Genomic DNA, 17681 nt, shown 5'->3' with positions numbered 1-17681 from the left:
TGCTGTGTCAGGCATAATCGGTACTTCACTTCTTATTGAAGAAAGGTGATTCAGCTTATCGCTTCATCACCAAGCTACATTTACCTATGACGCATCCAATCCGTAGTTCTTGCAAAGCGCGCCCAAGCCGCCTTGGAAGCCGCTGCCGATCGCTTGGAATTTCCAATCCGTTCCGTGACGGTAAAATTCGCAAAATACGACCGCTGTCTCGGTCGAGAAATCCTCACCTAGATCATAACGCATAATTTCGCGATCCGTTGCGGCATCTACGACACGAACAAAGGCATTCGTTACTTGACCGAAGTTCTGCCCGCGCGATTCATAGTCATAGATCGTTACGGTGATGCCGATTCGATGAATCGATGCAGGGATCTTGCTAAAGTCGACCTGGACTTGTTCATCGTCCCCATCGCCTTCACCTGTACGGTTATCTCCCGTGTGGAGTACCGAACCTGCTCCGCCGCTCTTATTGTTGTAAAATACGAAGTCGTCAGCGCCCTTCGCCTTGCCATCCTCATAGAGAAGGAAAGCTGATGCGTCCAAGTCAAAATCGTTGCCGCCGTTATATTTGTTCGTGTCCCAGCCAAGTCCAACTACAACTTTCGTGAGCCCCGGATTTGTTTTGGTTAGATCGATCCTCTGTCCTTTGGAAAGACTGATTGTCATACGAATCTCCTTCTTTCTTCATGAATGTCCAGCCAGGCGGGCTTTCTAGAAACCCCTGTAAGATTAGGCAAACTCAAGACCTTCCGGATGGAAAGCCTTGAGCTTGTGTGAGGTTGTTGCTTATGCTAAGCCGTAGTCGCGAGTCAGACCCGCAAGACCGTCTCTGTAGCCGCTGCCGATTGCGTTGAACTTCCACTCGCCGCTGTGGCGGTAAAGCTCGCCTACAACTACGCCGGTCTCAACGGAGAAATCTTCGCCTAGGTCGAAGCGGATCAACTCTTGGCTCGAAGCTTCGTTAAGAATACGCGCATAAGCGCGGGATACTTGACCGAAGTTTTGGTTGCGCTCATTCGCTTCGTAGATCGTAATCGTGAATGCGATTTTCTCTACGTTAGCCGGAACGGAATTCAGATCGATTTGGATTTGCTCATCGTCTCCATCGCCTTCGCCCGTACGGTTGTCGCCCGTGTGTACAACGGAACCGTTCTCGTTCTGCTTGTTGTTGAAGTAGATGAAGTTTTTCTCGGATTCAACTTTGCCTGCCGCGTTCGTCAAGAAGACCGATACGTCAAGGTCGAAGTCTTTGCCGCCGTCGTATTTATTCGTGTCCCAACCTAAACCTACTGTGATTTTGCTCAGACCTGGATTCGATTTCGTCAGGTCTACCTTCTGACCTTTGGACAAGTTAATAGCCATGGTTCATTCGCCTCTTCTCATTAGTTTAAATAGATATTATTATTTATAGCGGTTTGCGAGCAGATTGATATGCGGAGCATGCGTTCCTTCACCAATCGCGGCAAATTTCCACTCGGAGCCGTGACGGTACAATTCACCGCATACAAGCGCGGTCAGACCGGAGTAATTGTCGCTCAAGTTGAACTTAATCAACTCATTGCTGCTATTTCCGTCCATGATCCGAATGTACGCAGACTGAATCATTCCGAAATCCTGCTTGCGGTTCTCGCAATCGTAGATATTAACGACGACAAGCACCTTATGAACATCCGAAGGCACCTTCGCTAGATCTACATAAATTTGTTCGTCGTCTCCGTCGCCATCACCCGTCAAGTTATCGCCGGAGTGAATGACAGAGCCGCACGGACTCGTCTTATTGTGAAAACATACAAGTTGATTGTCTTTCGCCAATTTATCAAAATCGTTCAGAAGAAGGGCGGACGCATCGCAGTCGATGTTCGGAGCTTTCTTCATTCCGAAGAAACCTTTCGTTTGGACAGGGTCCCAGCCAAGACCGACGATAACCTTCGTAAGTCCAGTATTGCCTTTCGTCAGATCAATCTTTTGACCCTTTACTAGATTAATCGAAGCCATTTTATATGTTCACCTCCTTTCCTTGCAGAGTCGCTCGGCAACTTTCGCAAATTTTCAGATATGTCGTACTATAACGTTGTATCTTCAGGAAAGGTTTCAACTTTTTTTGGGCTCGATACCGCAAATACGGGTCATTAGCCTCACTTAACAAGCTGGCACGAGCACGAAAGCTTGTCCATAACAAGACATGCCGTCATTATTGTGCCAAAACAGTCTTTTGCCGATTCATTCGAACTTCCGAATATTTTACTATTATACCATTTTAGATCATGGAAGCGTTAGTTGTTATTTAGTGAAGACGCAATTCGACTAACCCTCCCTTGTCCACCAAGCCGACACTGGATAATCCGCCGCATCCAGATAGACCGTCTCGCCAATCTTCGGCGTTGCAATCGACGCACCGAGGCGCGCCGCTTCCTTCACCGCCCGCTCGACCGGGTCGGTCCAGCTATGAAGCGCGAGCGTAAAAGCCCCCCAGTGAATCGGAATCATCGTTTTGCCGCGGACGTCAAGATGCGCTTGAACCGTCTGCTCAGGCATCATATGTATGGCCTCCCAGCGCTCGTCATACTGCCCGCACTCCATTAAAGTCAGATCGAACGGGCCGTACTTGCCCCCTATCTCGCTAAAGTGCGGTCCGTAACCGCTGTCGCCGCTGAAGAACACGCTCATGTCATGGCCTTGAATCACCCAAGAGCACCACAGCGTAGCGTTGCGGTCCGTCAAGCTTCTGCCCGAGAAATGTCTGGCTGGCGTGCAGGCCAGCGTCATTCCTTCGTAATCGAACTCATCCCACCAATCACCTTCAGCAATCTTCTGGCTATCAACGCCCCAGCGCTGCAGATGCGGACCAACGCCCAGCGGCACGAAAAACTTTTTAACCTTGTCTTTCAGCTTCATGATAGAGCCATAATCAAGATGATCGTAGTGATCATGGGAAATAAGCACCGCATCAATGGTCGGAAGCTGCTCAATATCGATCGGAAGCTGCTTGCTGAAGCGTTTCCCTCCGATTATCGGAAAAGGAGAAGGCGCATTGCCGAGCATCGGATCGATCAGAACGGTTTTTCCTTCCATCTCCAGCAGCAGCGCGGAATGGCCAAGCCAAGTAATCGCTGGACGCTTCGCTTTCTGCAGCCGAGCGGCGTTCAACGTCTCTACCTTAACAGGCTTGCTTGGACGGCTCTTCGGATTGCCTTTTAGAAATTGGAAGGCTACCTTCACCTGCTCCCCGAAACTCATATTCATAGAAGTAGCAATTGCATTAATGAATTTGCCGTTCTCATACTGACTGGATGCGCTCAATGCTTCCTTCCGCTCCTTCGTCAGCTTGCCGCCGAAGGCCGGATAGAAGTTAAGCAGCAGGTACGTGAAAACGGCTATAACAACGATAATTTCGATAATAAAGATAAAGATAACAGCTCACCTCTTATAGAGAAATCTGCCGAGCTGACGCTAGGCAGCGAGTCTATTATCAATCATATAATAAATGACAGCCATAAGTCCAAATTATGCCTCTGACCGCCCCAAGCCCTCATAGCTCAGCGCGCTTTCCCAGGTCTCAGCTAAGCTTATTTCATCTTCCTTAAGCAAGCTTCCTCCGATGTCGTTCTCTATAATGACAAGCGTCCTTAAAGCCTTCGCCCCATATCTGGTGCCGCTTGCTATATGAAGCACATCCCCCGCTTCGATTCGGCGCAGCTCGCCGTTGCACAGGAACGAGCCTTCACCCGACGCCACGGTCCATACCTTCGTCCGCTTTATATGCATCATATACGCGGTATGCCGATCTGCTTCGATCTCCAGCTTCCTCGTGACGACTTCTGCCCGCTCGCCTCTCGCATGATGCAGAACGCTCATTTTCCCCCACATCTTCTCCTCATACATCGGATAGGGAAGAGTCGTTCCGAGCTTCTCCTTGATCAGACTCGACTTGTCTTTGCGGGCGACTAGAATACCATCTGCACTGGCAGCTACTATAATATTCGGTACGTCGATAATATGGATTGGTCTCGATAGCTCGTTGATCAAATGGGTTTGCCCACTGCTGTCCGTTATATCGCCGAGTCCCACTATGGCGCTTCCCATATGGCTGGTTAGCGTATTCCAGTTCCCTAGGTCGTCCCAAATCCCGGCATAAGGCAATACGATAGCGCGAGCAGTCTTCTCGACAATCTCATGGTCGAAGCTGCTTTCCGGCAGTCCTTCATAGAGGGCATTCCAATCCTTATATTGCGTAGGAAAATTCCTCTCTTGCAAGGCGTCCAGCATGAACTGCAGCGAGAACGCGAATACACCGCAATTCCACATCGCCCGCTTGCGGATCAGCCGCTTCGCCAGATGCTGATCCGGCTTCTCCACGAACTGCTCGATTGGAATATATGCGCTCTCCCCGCCGCCCTTCTTCGGTACAATGTAGCCATATTGCTGGCTTGGATAGGTTGGCGGCGTGCCGATCAGCGCCAGATCCGCGCCCGACGCAGCTAGAGCGGCCGGCATCTGACGCAAGGTGGCGAAAAAATCTGCTTCCACATAAGCGTCGGCAGGAATGACACAGATCGTCTCGTCCAGCGGCACGCCTAATTCGGAATGAAAGTAGCTGGCGGCCAGCGCAATTGCCGTGAACGTACCGCGCTTATAGGATTCGGTCAGCAGCGGAATACGGTTGCCAATATGGTTTTTTGTTATTTCCGTTTGGCTCTTATGGGTCATAATATAAGCCGATTGCAGCAGTCCCGCCGCTTCCAGTTGCTTACTTATACGCTGGATCATTGATTCCATGCCGCCAGCCCCGTCAGGCAAAAGCCGTAAATAGATTTTGGACCGTACATCGTTGGACATCGGCCATAGCCGCTTGCCTGAACCTCCCGATAAAAGCACTACTCGCATCTTTCATTCCTCCTTATTGCAGCTTTACTCCCAATCCTCTGCCTGCTATTTGATTGACTGCCCGCTTCATCGCCGCACCCGAGCTGCCCCACGTCAACTTCCGTACATCACGCAATCCTTGCTGCCCCTTCTTCTTGCATAGCCATGGATGATCGTAAGCGTATTTCATCTGCCGCTTTAAGCTTCCGATGTCTGCCTCCGCCCATTGCTGCCCGCTCTCTGCGAACAAATGGCGGAACGAGCGCGAAATGGCATGTTTGCCGTTCATCCTAGATGAAGGGTTAACCAGTTTATAATTGACCAAAAAGGAATTGCGCCTCGAAAGAAAATCCATATGACCGCCCCAACCCGTGGCGATAACCGGCGTGCCGCTTGCCAACGCTTCAAGAAACGGCAGTCCGACGCCTTCCCCGCGGGTCGGCAGCACGAAGGCATCTCCGAGCGTATAGATGCCGGCAACCTCCTGCTCGCTTATATGGCGTGCAATAACCACAATTGGCGCTGTTTGCTTAACAATGCCGAGCTTCTTCTTATAGCTCGAAATCTTATTCTTGATCCACTGCTCGTTTTCGCTGCTGCTATATCCGCTTGTTTTAATAACGAGCAGCACTTTATCTTTGGCCGAGAATTGCTCCCAGTAAGCTCTGAGCAAAGCCTCGGGGTTTTTGCGATGTTGGAAGCCGAATACTGATACGAACACGAATCGCCCCTTGGCCTCGCTAAGAGAAAGCTTCTTAGCTCCCGGACGATACTTCCTCGTATGCACGCCATGCGGCACAACATAGATCGGAACCTTCACGCCGCTTGCCCGCAGCGCTCTCTTATTCTGCAGCGAAGGGATAAACACCGCGTCAAACTTGTTGATTTTAGCACGCCATCGCTTCGGAATCCTGGTCGTCTCCCAGACGGTGTTCAATATAATCGGTTTATAATAAGGCCTAAGCTTGCCGAATTGGATCGTGTCCGCGGTATGGTGATAGATCAATGGATTGCGAGCGCCCACCGGCAAAACTTTGCGATGTTTGGCAGCTCCGACCTTGACGTTAACTCCCTGCTTCCTAAGCGCATTTACGTATTCTCTGCTTGCTATGCCCGTTCCGCTCTTCCTGCCTATCGGCCCTTCCCATACAACCGTAAGTTTCGACACGATGCGGCCGCCTTTCATTTTCGTTTGTAAACTTCTCGTTTGTGGAATGATAATGAACGGTATTTCCCGCTCATCTCGGTCCATTTTTGTTGCGACATGCGCCGAACGCTCATCTGAAGCCCCTTATTGCGATTGGTTGTCAGAACAAGCCGATCCCGATAGCGAGCGTACAAATAATTGCCGTACGTCTCGTACTCTGAGAAACCGAATTGCCTCTTCTTATCGACGCTGTCTAGAATAGCCTGGTACCACTTTTTGCCGTGCAGCTTCTCCATGTATCGCTTCATCTCGGCCAGCTTAGTCCGTTCGAACAGCATGTAGTGCGTCACGAAAGATCGCTTGGCCGTTACCCGCTGCTTCATTAACCTGCGGTACGAGTTGAAATATTCGTCTTGGCTCCAATTGCGGCAATACAGCACGGTTTTCCCGCCGGTCCGGAAGTTATGGCGACGAATAAGGACCGTATCTGCATCTATGATGAGGAAAAAATCTTCCTTACATATGCGATCGCCGCTTAGCTTCAGCAACTGCTGATAGAGCCAGCCTGCGCGTTCCCACTTGGCAGAATGGTATTGAATTTCGTTTTTTGTAAAAGGAAGAACCGTCTTCTCGTCGACGAATTTGCAGCCCTTCTTACGGCACAGCTCCATGATCGACGCCTTGCGCGGAGAAACGATATAGATATTGCTAATCGTATTAACCGACTGCTTGCGAACAGCGTCGATGACGAAGGGCAGCGTCTCCAAATCTTTCTCGATCGCGGGTATAAGCACGTCGATCCGGGGGTTACGTTCATTCCGCGACTGTCCAGTTTGAACAAGCGACATCGCTCTCAACTCCATTTCGCAATTATTTGCTTATCATATGCGACCCGAAAAGGTATGGAATGGGCAAAGGAAAGAGAGTAGATGAAAGAGGCTTATTGCCAATCATAGATTGATAGATTGTCATTCTATGCAGCGGGAAATGCAGGCGTGTGAGAAAAGCTCCTGTAAAACACTCAAACATTCTGATGTGGTAAATTAATGAGAGAGAGGATAGATGTAAGGGTGGAATTATGGCTTCCGTTTGTGCAAGGTTTTTTGTTCTCGTTATCGCTTTGCTTCGATTTAGGCATCGTGAATGTCGCAATTATTAAGACGGGGATGGAGCGCGGCTTCAAACCGTCGTTCATGATCGGGTTCGGCTCCTGCTTCGGGGATTTATTCTACTTGTCACTAGCACTGCTCGGGGTGAGCGTCGTATTTGAGATTGCAGTCATCAAATGGCTGTTCTGGATTATCGGGTCCGGCGTGCTGTTCTACTTTACTTACAAAATGTTTCGCGAGACATGGCGACCGCGCGAGCTTCCTATGGACGCAGCTATTTCGGCCGAACGGTCGCTGTTTCGTGATTGGCTTGCCGGCGCGGGTCTTGCCGTCTCTTCGCCTACCGTCATTGCTTGGTTCGCATTCGCGGCAGGAACGCTGCTCGCCACGTTCGATTTGTCGGACCGCAGCGCATTGCTCGTATTCATAGCTGGATTTTTTACAGCTGGACTTCTTTGGTCGCTTGGCGTAGCACTCGCGAGCAGCTTGTCCGGCGCTTTTTTCAAGGAAAAGATCGTGAGAGTGCTGTCCTTTGTCTCCGCTATGCTGTTCCTCTATTTCGCTATTAAAGTATTTTGGGACGGGCTGCGCGATGTCATAGGGTAGAAGGACAAATCATTCCACAATCTGCTAAACTAGTCATTAACAAAATGAACAGAACGAATGGAGCTGATGGAATGACGACGATGAAGGAAGTAGTCATTGGCATTGATGGCGGCGGGACTTACACTCGCGTAGCAGTGGCTGATCTATCAGGAAATGTAAGAGCATCAATTGTTGTCGATGGCGCTGCCTCGCTCCACAAGGATTTGGCTGCAGCAACGAATGTCAGGCAAGCGATTGTCTCCGCCCTTGCAGAAGCTGGCGCCGAGCTGCATCAGGTTCGCGGTGTCGCCGCGGGCATTGCGAGCTATAACTCCCCTGCTGATTTGGAATGGGTGGAGCAGTTGACCGACGTGCCCGGTCTAGACTGCCCTAAGTGGCATGTCAATGATACGGTAGCCGCTCACTACGGAGCGCTTAAGGCGCGGCCGGGAATTGTCGCAATCGCAGGCACAGGCTCCAACATACTGGCGATTACCGAGAGCGGACAAGCCATTAGCAATTATAGCTTTCATCATTATGCAGCAAGCGCAGCACGCTTCATCGCTTATGACGCCGTGTATGAAGCACTGGCAGGCCGTACGGACGAATCAGACGGCGAGCTTATATCCGCCATGCTTAACCATTGGAAATGCTCTACGCTGGATGAGTTCGCATTGCTTGCCCGCAGCGGCTTCGAAGAAGATGCCAGAGAGAGAAATCGCAGATTCGGCCAATTCGCTCCCTGCTTAACTTCCGCGGCGGCGGAAGGTGCAACTCTTGCCGTTCGTGTGTGCGATCGCGCAATCGAGCAGATGATTGTCGGCATCGAGTTGCTCGCCCGCTCCTTCGAGTCGGAAACCATTCCGGTTTCCTTTATAGGCAGCGTCGCCAACAGTCCGTACTTCCTCCGTACGCTTGCGGCGAGGCTCACATTAGGGCGGAATCGGAGCTATTCCGTCACTGAGCCGTCACTTCCCCCTGTCGCAGGCGCCATACTGCTTGCGCTGAGGCGACTAGACATTCAGATCGACGAGGAGAGCTTGCAGCAGAAGCTCATCGCGACGGGTTAATACGACTATGCGCTATTGGCTAATCGGTCTCACCGTCGTCGTCCTGGGTACAGCATCCGTATTCCTATATTTATTCCTTAACTCCAAGTCGTTGGAGGGTCGTTACGAAAAACGATCTGAAGAGCGCCAGACATGGCTGTATCAGCTGCAAAATTTTGTGCCGGAGGAAGCTTCCGACAGCGGCTATTCTCTTGCTGTCATCGATCCGACCGAGGACGGGACAGATGAGACGAGCTACAGCAAAGAGCGGATTAAAGCGCTCAAGGCAGCCGGCGTCTCACCGATTGCTTACTTAAGCATCGGCGAGGCGTCCTACTTCCGTACCTATTGGCAGGAAGAGTGGGGACAATTCCGTAATGGCGCACTCCGCATCGAGAAGGGAGCCCCAGCTTGGATCGGCACAGTAGCCAATCCGAATTGGCCGGAAAGCGTCAAAGTTCGCTATTGGGATGAGGCATGGTGGAACAACATCATCCGCCCCCGTCTTGACGCTATTATCGAGGCCGGATTCGACGGCTTATATATGGACATTGTTGACGCCTATTATTATTGGGGTGAAGCCGAGAGCTACGGCGAAGGGCTCGAAGAGAAGCGCGAAGGCGATCCTATCGATGAAGAAGATTCAGCGAGACGCATGATCGCCTTCGTACAACGAATTGCCGAGTATGCAAGAGGCAAAAACGAATCGTTTCAGATTTTCCCCCAGAACGGGGAAGGAATCGTGCAATACGATACGGACGGAAGCTATGTTGAGACAATCGACGGCATCGGTATCGAAGACCTATGGTTCAACGAGACGAAGCAGCAAGAACAAGACGAGATCGATTACCGCTTAGCCTATATCCGCCAAATAGCAGACGCAGGCAAGCGCGTATTATCTGTTGATTATGTCGATCAGCCTGGCGGCTTCCCGTTTACGAACAAAATCCGTATTCTGCGTTATGCGGTCCTCTGTCAATCCGAAGGGTTCTATTGTTACGCCGGGCGCAGCAACCGCGAGCTTGACATCTTGAACGTCATTGAAGACGTCCAGCCGGTAGGTCGTCCAAGTTCGCTTATAAAATAACAGGAATTCCTCCAGTTAATTTCATCAATATTACTCATCAAACTGAGAATCGGGTATATTAGCGGGAGTAATTCCATCTATTTGATCAAAATGAGCGTAGAGCAACGCAATAACGGGAGAAATTCCAGTTAATTTGCAATTTCCTCATAGAAGCAACAAGAAGACCGGTCGCATACGCGAGCCGGTCTTCTATAGCTCTGCCTCTTACTTCGCTGGCAAGAACTCTGTCGTAAAGATTTCTTTCGCATCGAACTTCTCTTTCAGCAAGCCGAGATCTGCGAGCTGCGTGATCAGTGTCGTCCACCGCTCTTCGGACATATAACCGAAGCCGTGCTCGGCAGCATCGCCGCCGTATACGAAGTTCGTTTGCGCTTCGCCTTCGAAGTTCAGCGCGTCAAGCTCGATGTTCGGGTTCGCCGCATGAATGACTTCGTTGATCTCCGCCGCGGAATCCTTATAGGACAACCAACCCTCGGAGAACGCTTTTACGAAACGCGCAACCGTCTCTTTGTTTTTCTCCAAGTAATCTTTCGTTACGAACAATACGATGTTGTACGGGTCATAACCCGCTTCGGAGATAAGAATCGTCTTCGTCTTCACGCCTTCCTTCTCAAGGAAATACGGCTCGGAAGTGACGAATGCTTGGCTTACCGATTCCTTATCGGCGATGAAGTTAACATGCTGGCCGTTATAAGCAACTTCCTTCGCTTTGCTCAGATCAAACTTGCTTTTCAGGAAGTCCCAGTATGTAATACCAGGTTGAATGTAGACCGAGCGGCCTGCCAGATCATCGAATGACTGGATGTCCGCATTCTCATGGAACATAAGCGCTTGCGGGCTGCCTTGCAGCGCCGCCGCTACGCCCACCAGCTCGATGCCTTGGTTTCTAGCGATAACCATTTGGTCGGCATGCACAAGACCGAAATCCGCTGCGCCGGAAGCGACGATCTGAATCGCCGATACTTGCGGACCGCCTGGTTCGATCGTAACATCAAGCGCATTGTCCTTGAAGATGCCTTTCTCTTGCGCCGCATATACGCCGCCATGCTGTGCTTTCGGGAACCAGTTGAGTACAAGCTTTACTTTTTCCACAGGTACATCTGTTGCAGCCGGCGCATCCGTAGCTGCTCCGTTTGTTGCTCCGTCCGTTGCCGCAGGAGCGTTCGTCGGTTCGTTGTTGTTGCCTCCGCTGCCGCAAGCCGCTACGAATACCGCCACCAATAGACACAAAATAAGTACTTTACCTTTTTTGAAATGTTGCATATTCTCTCTCCTCCGCCTATATCTATTTATTTTTCAACCTTCATAGCCGACTCATGCCATGATCCCAATACCCACTTGGCAAAAATGCTGACTATTAGATAAAACCCAATACCTAGAATGGCGGCCGCGATACCGCATGCGAATAGGAATGGCGTCTTCACTTGAATGGCAGCGACCGTGATCGCATAACCGAGACCACCCTTTCCTCCGCCAATACCCGCGACGTATTCACCAACAATGGCGCCGACGATCGACAGCGTACAGGAGATTTTCAGACCAGCCATAATGTAAGGCATTGCAGCCGGAATGCGCAGCTTCAGCATTTTCTTCCACTTGGAAGCGTTATATAGCGTGAATAACTCATCCATGTTCTTGTCTACCGAGTTCAGACCCATAAGCGTATTAGAGATGATAGGGAAGAAGCCGATCAAGAACGAAATGACAACAATGGATTTGTACCCCGCTCCGAACCAGATCACAACAATCGGCGCAACCGCGACAACGGGAATCGTCTGCAAAATAATCGCATACGGGTAAATGCTTCGTTCCATAATCTTGGAGCTGGCGAGCAGTACGGATAATAGGATGCCTATGACCGCGCTAACCGCAAATCCGATTAGAGATTCGACAACCGTAATTTGAATAGCCGCAGTCAGAATACTCCAGTCCTCTATAGCAGCTTTATACACATCCGATGGCTTAGGAAATATGTAATGCTTCAATCCCAGCATCGAGGGGATAATCTCCCATAACGTAATGAACACGATGAATGCGATAATCGGGCCGAGATAATAGTGCTTGAAGCGATGCCAGCCCTGATTCTTCTTTACCATCTGCCCCACTGGAACAATGGTTTTGCCAGCCGTTTCGACACTTGAGATCGACATTATCCCAGCTCCCTTCGGTCTGCCCCGTGCTCCAGATGACTCGATGCCAAGTCCACATATTCGGAAAACTTCGGAGTCGTTCTCATACCGAGCTCTCGTGGATAAGGAAGGTCAACATCGATGATCGACGATACTCGGCCTGGACGGGCCGACATGACGACGATACTCGAAGAGAGAAACACTGCTTCATAGACGTTATGCGTAACGAACAGCACGGTCATCTTCTCTTTTTGCCAGATATCGAGCAGCTCCATTTGGAGCGACTGACGCGTTATCTCGTCGAGCGCAGCGAATGGTTCGTCCATAAGCAGAAGCTTCGGTTTCGCAGCCAGCGCCCTGGCAATCGACACGCGCATCTTCATGCCGCCCGACAGCTGTCTCGGATGAGCCTTGATATGATCCTTCAAGCCGACCATCTCCAGCACATGAAGCGCCGTTTCCTTGTGCTCCTTGCGGCTTCCGCCCCGAAGCTCCATCGGCAGTACAACATTGTCCAGCACAGTGCGCCATGGCAGCAGATTAGCATCCTGGAACACGAAGGCAATGTCGTTCGATTCGCGAACGAGCTGCTTAGGCGATTTGCCATTCACCGTCACCTGGCCCGAAGTTGGCTCCACCAGACCCGCTACCATCCGAAGTGCCGTCGACTTGCCGCAGCCTGATGGCCCTAGAAAGCTTACGAACTCTCCCTCTTGAATCGTAAAATGAATGTCGCTGAGCGCTAACGTTCCGGTACTAAACATTTTGCTCACATGCTCGAAGGCTACCAGTTGCTTCTCCGCTGTTCCCGCCATACGTCCCTCTCCTTTGCGCTAATCGTTATCGGCATCTATTCGATCAGATCGATTATTAATTACGTGTTAAGTTAAGTAACATATTAGCATCGGTATTTGCTTGATACAATATTCAAGGTAGCCAAATTTACGAAATTTGTTTGTTCACTGTACCCAAAATGGCATTATTATGTTATGTTTATGTCCGGTATTTGCCTTCCAACATAATTTTCATCACCAAAATATCACATGCATATCGATCCCAGAAAACGCAAAGAGGCCGCCCCAGCCATATACAATGACTATTGGGACAACCTCTATTCCACCTTACTCATGTATTCGATTAGGCACATCGTATAGGTATACGGGAGTGCGGTAAACATCGCTGCATACGATAACCCCGTGAGGCGGCCAATCCGGCAAAGCAAAACATACGCTGATAATACGCGCTCCCGGCTTCGCCTTCTCTTTGAAAATACCGCTTAACCGCTTCATAGCACCGGGATAGAGGTAGCAGACGATAACATCAGCTTGCTCGTACGCTTCCTTGTAGATGTCTCCTCTGCGAAAGGTGACGTTGCTCCGCCATAATGCAAATCTGGCCAGCTGCGAAGTCCATAACGGAAGGGAGGCGTTCTCGACGCCTTCCACCGTACTTCCTTTGCATTTCTCTGCGATATGCAAAGCTAGATGTCCCCAGCCGGAGCCCGCTTCAATGACTCTTATCGGCCCGCTCATTCGGCCGATCACCGTAGACACGGCCATGCGGGCCTGCGACGAGGAAGGCATCGGCGATATGCCGTTGCGCCAGCTTCTGTAGACGATCGAGACGAGTCCAATCAGCACAACTCCCGCAACAATAGTCATGAACGTACTATAGAACGCAGAGCTCACCCCGCCTCACTCCTGCCTAATTAACCTTGAATTTCGATGCAGCCTCCGCCAAGTCTTTGGTAAGGGAGTCGATCGTCCCAACCATACCGGCAAGCTGCTGCGCCATTGCGGATTGCTCCTGCATCGTCGCCGTGACCTCTTCAACCGAAGCCGACACTTCCTCTCCCGTTGCCGATAAGCTTTGCGCGGCCTCCATGACGTCGTCCTTGTCGCGCTCCATTTCCATGACGCGGCTGGACATTTCATGGATTTCATCCGCGATATGCGACACGTTTTCGAAGATTGCTTGGAAGGCGTCCTTCGTTTCTTCTACAAATTGCTCTTGCAGGGCGGAAATATTTCGAATTTCCGATACGCTCGCATTGTTTTCTTGAACGAAGCCAAGGTTCTGCCCGATAATCTCATTGATTTCCTGGGACTGCTTCGTGCTTTGCTCGGCCAACTTGCGGATTTCCGACGCGACGACGGAGAAGCCCCGCCCATGTTCGCCCGCTCTGGCCGCTTCGATAGAGGCGTTCAAAGCAAGTAAGTTCGTTTGGCCCGCAATATCCTTGATCGCTCCCGTAATTTGGCTAATGTTGGTGGAGCTGTGCTGCAGCTTGGCTGTGATTTCCGAAATTTTTTGAACCTCATGCTCGTTTTGCTCTTTCACTCGGATCAGGTTCTCAATGACTTCGCGGCTTTGATGGAAAATGTCTACGATTTTCTCGGCTTCCCCTTTAATTAATTCCGTTTTCTCTCGCAGCGAAACGAAGCTTTCTCCGAAGCCATGGAATTTGTCGACGATCTGCTCGGTGTCTTTCGATTGCGTGTCCATTGCCCTTGCGATCTCTACGCTCGTTGTTGTTGTTTCCGTAATCGAAACGGCCGTTTGCTTCGCAGAAGTATCCAGCTCATTGGTGCTCACCTTCATGATCCCGATGGACTGGTTCATGCTGCCTATCAATTCTCTGTTGTTAAGAACCATTATATTAAAGCTATCCGCAAGATCCTTGAATTCGCTCTTGTATTTCGCGTCATCCCTTACCGTCAAATCGCCGGATGCCATTTGCTTGAACAACTTAGACAGCTTGATAAGCGGTCTCGTCATGCCGCGAGAAATAAAGATGCCCACTGCAATAGCAAGAAGGATGGCCACCAAGGTCACGACAATTAACTCTGTCATCATTTCTCTGACAGGCTCGTTAATATGCTCGTAGGATTCTGTCAATGTGATGACAAAATCGGCATCGGGGATTTTCGTGAAGCTTACGATACCGTTGCCGCTTTCCGCGTCGCCCTGAATGGGGGATCCTGCAGCCCTTTCTTTCAACCATTCATCAAGACCCGGGGAGTCCAATTTCTCACCCACGCTGTCCGGATTCACATTGTCGTAAATCACAATACCAGAGCGACTTAGTATAGATAGGCTTCCTTCTGTCTTCACGCGCTCCAGCTTATCAACAAAAAACGATGCGTCAATCGTTCCATTGAAAACCCCTATTACAAGTCCCTTCTCACTTATGATTGGCTCTGCAAAAGGAATAACCAGTTTCCCGGTGCTTTTGGAAATGATCGCATCGCTAATAAACGATTTGCCTTTTATCGTCTCTTGAAAATACTCCCGGTCCGTCCGATCGCCTCCGACATCGCTCTCGGAAGACGAAGCAACAATAATCCCATTCGCATCTATAAGTTGAAAGGATTGAAAGCCTTTTGTTTTTTCGATACCCGACTTTAATATGGCATTGGATTGCGTCAACAGCTCATTGCCCGGCGAGAAAAATTGATCGTCCGTCATTTGGCCGGCGCTTCTGAGCGCCAACAACGACTTGAATGTATTATGATCTGCGGCCAATGCAACGCTCTGTCTCTCTGACAATACAGAAGACCATAAGTTCTCTCCGATCAGCGTTCCGCGGATTAACAAAGACTCTTTACTTTCTTTGAACAACAGATCCGAATTGCTCTGATAAATCATCGTCGCCGTGCCAGCGAAAACAACCGCCACCAGCAAAGAGATGTAAATCGGCAGCTTCCATTTCAGTGATACGTTTCGTTTCAAAAAATTGACCCTCTTTTTCTCTTTCATCTCGTCATCGCTCCTGTACCGGGCTTGTACCCGCATGCTTGTACTTATACCTTACCTTTTATATCGGATGACAAGTAAGGCTACAGGCATCATTCGACAAATTTTTATTCATTTTTTTAATTTTTCAAGGTCATCTCCCTATCAAAAAAGCTTCATCCGCACGGATGAAGCTCCATCGATTCCAATATTGGTTTTACTGCGCTCTGCGCGGCAGCCTGACTTCGAAGATCGAGCCCTCGTTCAAACGGCTCTCCACTGTTATGCTGCCTTGATGCAGATCGACAATCTTCTGCACGATGGACAGTCCAAGCCCGCTGCCTTCAATCGTTCTCGTCCGCTGCTTGTCACCTTTATAGAATCTCTCGAACACCCGCTTCCGATCTTCATCCGTCATACCTATTCCTGTATCGGCAATACATACGATCGTGTGCTCTTGTGTCTGCTCAAGCGTCAGCTTGATGCTGCCGTGGGCGGGAGTGAACTTGATTGCGTTATGAATGAGATTCACCCACACCTGGCTTAACAGCTCCTCATTAGCTACGATCTCAGCCTCGGCAAGCGCCAAGTCGAGTTCTAGCTCTTTCTCCAGCCATTGCGGCTCACAAGCGAGCACAATCGTCTCCAGCTGGGTATCCAGCCTGAACGTCCGGAGCTCAAGATGCTGTTCGTCGGCCTCCAGAGAGGTGAGCTTGAGCAGGTTGTCGCTAAGCTTGGACAGCCTCGTCGTCTCCTTCTCAATAATCGCCGAATAGCGCATTCTCTCCTCTACCGTCAAATCCTCGCGTTGCAGCGTGCTCGCGAACCCTCTGATCGACGTTAACGGCGACTGAATTTCATGCGACACATTGGAGATGAATTCCTGCCTAAGCCGTTCCACCTGCTTCAGCTCCTGTGTCATCTCGTTAATTGATTGCGCGATATTGCCGATCTGCCCATCGTATCTGCCTTCCTGGTCGACGACGACATTGAAATCGCCTTTGGCGATTCGGCGCAGCGCATCCATCATCTCGTTCCACACTTTCCGTTGCTTCGGAAGCGTCAGCAACCCGACCGTCATCCACGTCACAACGATGAACAGCAGGCCAAGTCCCCAGTTCACCAATTGCACCGTGTAATCGGACCACGATACTTGATGGGAGCGGTAAAACCAACGAGCGAGTAAATACGCAAGCGAGAACATTCCGCCGCAAAATACGAGCACAAAGGAGACTGCGGCTACTCCGCGAAGCGCAATCTGCAGCTTCGACAGCTTGCGCTTCATCGCTGCACCTCCAGCCGGTAGCCGAGCCCGCGAATCGTGCTAATCTTCACCGATACTCCCCAAGCCGCGAATCGTTCGCGAAGCCGGTTCACATGCACATCGAGCGTGCGTTCATTGCCTTCGAAGTCGTAGCCCCAGATCGCTTCGATAAGCTGCCCCCGCGGCAGCGTCCGCCCCATGTTGCTGATCAGCATGAACAACAGCTCGAACTCCTTCGGCGGCAGCGTCACCGGCTCGCCGTTCACCGTCGCCGCGAAGCTATGCCGATCAAGCTGAAGCTCGCCGGCCGTTACCTGCTGGGACAACGCAATCCGATAGCGCTTGAGCAGCGCCCTGACGCGAACGGCCAACTCCGCCGGATCGAACGGTTTCACCAGGTAATCGTCCGTTCCGATGTTGAAGCCGCGCACCTTGTCGCCCATTTCTCCCTTGGCCGTCAACATGAGCAACGGAATATCGTAGTTGTCGCGCAGCTCCCTGCATAGCTCCCAGCCGTCCATATTCGGCATCATGACGTCGAGCACGACCATATCGGCGGCAGCTTTCTCCATCATAGCGAGCGCCTCCCGGCCATCCGACGCCTCCTGTACGCTATAGCCTTCCTTCCGCAAAATAACGCTAACAAGCTCTCTAATATGAGGGTCGTCATCCACGACCAATATATAACTCATTCGTCCTTCCCTCCTCTGCCG

The 17681-nt window shown here is 50.7% G+C and carries 17 protein-coding genes; 3 read left to right on the top strand and 14 right to left on the bottom strand.

Going from position 1 to position 17681, the window contains the following annotated elements; genetic code table 11:
- Positions 1 to 84: 84 nt before the first annotated feature.
- From V8F51_RS13155 to V8F51_RS13125, 7 genes are all read right to left on the bottom strand, one after another.
- Positions 85 to 666 carry a TerD family protein gene (locus tag V8F51_RS13155; RefSeq protein WP_337100726.1) on the bottom strand — a complete coding sequence of 194 codons (582 nt, stop codon included), beginning with the start codon at positions 664 to 666 and terminating at the stop codon, positions 85 to 87.
- Between the two features lie 120 nt (positions 667 to 786).
- Positions 787 to 1362, bottom strand: coding sequence for a TerD family protein (locus V8F51_RS13150; protein WP_337100725.1), 576 nt, complete (start codon positions 1360 to 1362; stop codon positions 787 to 789).
- A 39-nt stretch (positions 1363 to 1401) separates the two neighbouring features.
- The gene (locus V8F51_RS13145) at positions 1402 to 1995 is read right to left on the bottom strand and encodes a TerD family protein (protein WP_337100724.1); all 594 of its coding nucleotides are present in this window, start codon (positions 1993 to 1995) and stop codon (positions 1402 to 1404) included.
- 309 nt (positions 1996 to 2304) lie between these two features.
- Entirely contained in the window at positions 2305 to 3243 is a 939-nt protein-coding gene (locus V8F51_RS13140; RefSeq protein WP_337100723.1) for an MBL fold metallo-hydrolase, read from the bottom strand.
- A 261-nt stretch (positions 3244 to 3504) separates the two neighbouring features.
- A complete protein-coding gene (locus V8F51_RS13135) occupies positions 3505 to 4884 on the bottom strand; it encodes a sugar phosphate nucleotidyltransferase (protein WP_337100722.1) in 1380 nt (459 codons plus the stop codon).
- A gap of 13 nt (positions 4885 to 4897) precedes the next feature.
- Positions 4898 to 6031: a glycosyltransferase family 4 protein gene (locus V8F51_RS13130; protein ID WP_337100721.1), complete on the bottom strand. Its 1134-nt coding sequence runs from the start codon at positions 6029 to 6031 to the stop codon at positions 4898 to 4900.
- Between the two features lie 14 nt (positions 6032 to 6045).
- Positions 6046 to 6858: a DUF6492 family protein gene (locus tag V8F51_RS13125; RefSeq protein WP_337100720.1), complete on the bottom strand. Its 813-nt coding sequence runs from the start codon at positions 6856 to 6858 to the stop codon at positions 6046 to 6048.
- A 222-nt stretch (positions 6859 to 7080) separates the two neighbouring features.
- Between V8F51_RS13125 and V8F51_RS13120 the strand changes: the two genes are divergently transcribed.
- Genes V8F51_RS13120 through V8F51_RS13110 form a run of 3 tightly spaced genes read left to right on the top strand, consistent with a single transcriptional unit; the run spans position 7081 to position 9840 of the window.
- The gene (locus tag V8F51_RS13120; protein ID WP_337100719.1) at positions 7081 to 7725 is read left to right on the top strand and encodes a LysE family translocator; all 645 of its coding nucleotides are present in this window, start codon (positions 7081 to 7083) and stop codon (positions 7723 to 7725) included.
- A 44-nt stretch (positions 7726 to 7769) separates the two neighbouring features.
- The gene (locus V8F51_RS13115; RefSeq protein WP_337100718.1) at positions 7770 to 8774 is read left to right on the top strand and encodes an N-acetylglucosamine kinase; all 1005 of its coding nucleotides are present in this window, start codon (positions 7770 to 7772) and stop codon (positions 8772 to 8774) included.
- Between the two features lie 7 nt (positions 8775 to 8781).
- On the top strand, positions 8782 to 9840 hold the full coding sequence (locus tag V8F51_RS13110; protein WP_337100717.1) for an MJ1477/TM1410 family putative glycoside hydrolase: 1059 nt from the start codon (positions 8782 to 8784) through the stop codon (positions 9838 to 9840).
- Between the two features lie 204 nt (positions 9841 to 10044).
- Here the strand turns inward: V8F51_RS13110 and V8F51_RS13105 are convergent, their stop codons facing one another.
- The 7 genes from V8F51_RS13105 to V8F51_RS13075 form a co-directional block, all read right to left on the bottom strand.
- On the bottom strand, positions 10045 to 11103 hold the full coding sequence (locus tag V8F51_RS13105) for an ABC transporter substrate-binding protein (protein ID WP_337100716.1): 1059 nt from the start codon (positions 11101 to 11103) through the stop codon (positions 10045 to 10047).
- 26 nt (positions 11104 to 11129) lie between these two features.
- On the bottom strand, positions 11130 to 11990 hold the full coding sequence (locus V8F51_RS13100) for an ABC transporter permease (RefSeq protein ID WP_337100715.1): 861 nt from the start codon (positions 11988 to 11990) through the stop codon (positions 11130 to 11132).
- Complete coding sequence (locus V8F51_RS13095) at positions 11990 to 12784, bottom strand: ABC transporter ATP-binding protein (RefSeq protein WP_337100714.1); 795 nt, start codon at positions 12782 to 12784, stop codon at positions 11990 to 11992. Before V8F51_RS13095 ends, V8F51_RS13100 begins: the two co-directional genes overlap by 1 nt.
- Before the next feature lie 306 nt (positions 12785 to 13090).
- Positions 13091 to 13657 carry a class I SAM-dependent methyltransferase gene (locus V8F51_RS13090; protein ID WP_337100713.1) on the bottom strand — a complete coding sequence of 189 codons (567 nt, stop codon included), beginning with the start codon at positions 13655 to 13657 and terminating at the stop codon, positions 13091 to 13093.
- Positions 13658 to 13673: 16 nt separating this feature from the next.
- A complete protein-coding gene (locus tag V8F51_RS13085) occupies positions 13674 to 15728 on the bottom strand; it encodes a methyl-accepting chemotaxis protein (protein WP_337100712.1) in 2055 nt (684 codons plus the stop codon).
- Between the two features lie 193 nt (positions 15729 to 15921).
- Complete coding sequence (locus V8F51_RS13080) at positions 15922 to 16989, bottom strand: sensor histidine kinase (RefSeq protein WP_337100711.1); 1068 nt, start codon at positions 16987 to 16989, stop codon at positions 15922 to 15924.
- On the bottom strand, positions 16986 to 17660 hold the full coding sequence (locus V8F51_RS13075) for a response regulator transcription factor (RefSeq protein ID WP_337100710.1): 675 nt from the start codon (positions 17658 to 17660) through the stop codon (positions 16986 to 16988). The genes V8F51_RS13080 and V8F51_RS13075 overlap by 4 nt, the downstream gene beginning before the upstream one ends.
- Positions 17661 to 17681 lie beyond the last annotated feature (21 nt).

Source organism: Paenibacillus sp. YIM B09110 (assembly GCF_037167145.1).
In the GTDB taxonomy this organism is placed as follows: domain Bacteria; phylum Bacillota; class Bacilli; order Paenibacillales; family Paenibacillaceae; genus Pristimantibacillus.
Note: the sequence above shows the minus strand (reverse complement) of the source record. Positions and strands in the feature narration are given on the sequence as shown.

Excerpts from the sequence above, each read along its gene's own strand:
- V8F51_RS13105 (WP_337100716.1), bottom strand. The coding sequence starts at position 11,103 with ATGCAACATTTCAAAAAAGGTAAAGTACTTATTTTGTGTCTATTGGTG.
- V8F51_RS13110 (WP_337100717.1), top strand. The coding sequence starts at position 8,782 with ATGCGCTATTGGCTAATCGGTCTCACCGTCGTCGTCCTGGGTACAGCA.
- V8F51_RS13140 (WP_337100723.1), bottom strand. The coding sequence starts at position 3,243 with ATGAATATGAGTTTCGGGGAGCAGGTGAAGGTAGCCTTCCAATTTCTA.
- V8F51_RS13125 (WP_337100720.1), bottom strand. The coding sequence starts at position 6,858 with ATGTCGCTTGTTCAAACTGGACAGTCGCGGAATGAACGTAACCCCCGG.
- V8F51_RS13075 (WP_337100710.1), bottom strand. The coding sequence starts at position 17,660 with ATGAGTTATATATTGGTCGTGGATGACGACCCTCATATTAGAGAGCTT.
- V8F51_RS13095 (WP_337100714.1), bottom strand. The coding sequence starts at position 12,784 with ATGGCGGGAACAGCGGAGAAGCAACTGGTAGCCTTCGAGCATGTGAGC.
- V8F51_RS13085 (WP_337100712.1), bottom strand. The coding sequence starts at position 15,728 with ATGAAAGAGAAAAAGAGGGTCAATTTTTTGAAACGAAACGTATCACTG.
- V8F51_RS13080 (WP_337100711.1), bottom strand. The coding sequence starts at position 16,989 with ATGAAGCGCAAGCTGTCGAAGCTGCAGATTGCGCTTCGCGGAGTAGCC.
- V8F51_RS13145 (WP_337100724.1), bottom strand. The coding sequence starts at position 1,995 with ATGGCTTCGATTAATCTAGTAAAGGGTCAAAAGATTGATCTGACGAAA.
- V8F51_RS13115 (WP_337100718.1), top strand. The coding sequence starts at position 7,770 with ATGAACAGAACGAATGGAGCTGATGGAATGACGACGATGAAGGAAGTA.
- V8F51_RS13155 (WP_337100726.1), bottom strand. The coding sequence starts at position 666 with ATGACAATCAGTCTTTCCAAAGGACAGAGGATCGATCTAACCAAAACA.
- V8F51_RS13135 (WP_337100722.1), bottom strand. The coding sequence starts at position 4,884 with ATGCGAGTAGTGCTTTTATCGGGAGGTTCAGGCAAGCGGCTATGGCCG.
- V8F51_RS13150 (WP_337100725.1), bottom strand. The coding sequence starts at position 1,362 with ATGGCTATTAACTTGTCCAAAGGTCAGAAGGTAGACCTGACGAAATCG.
- V8F51_RS13100 (WP_337100715.1), bottom strand. The coding sequence starts at position 11,990 with ATGTCGATCTCAAGTGTCGAAACGGCTGGCAAAACCATTGTTCCAGTG.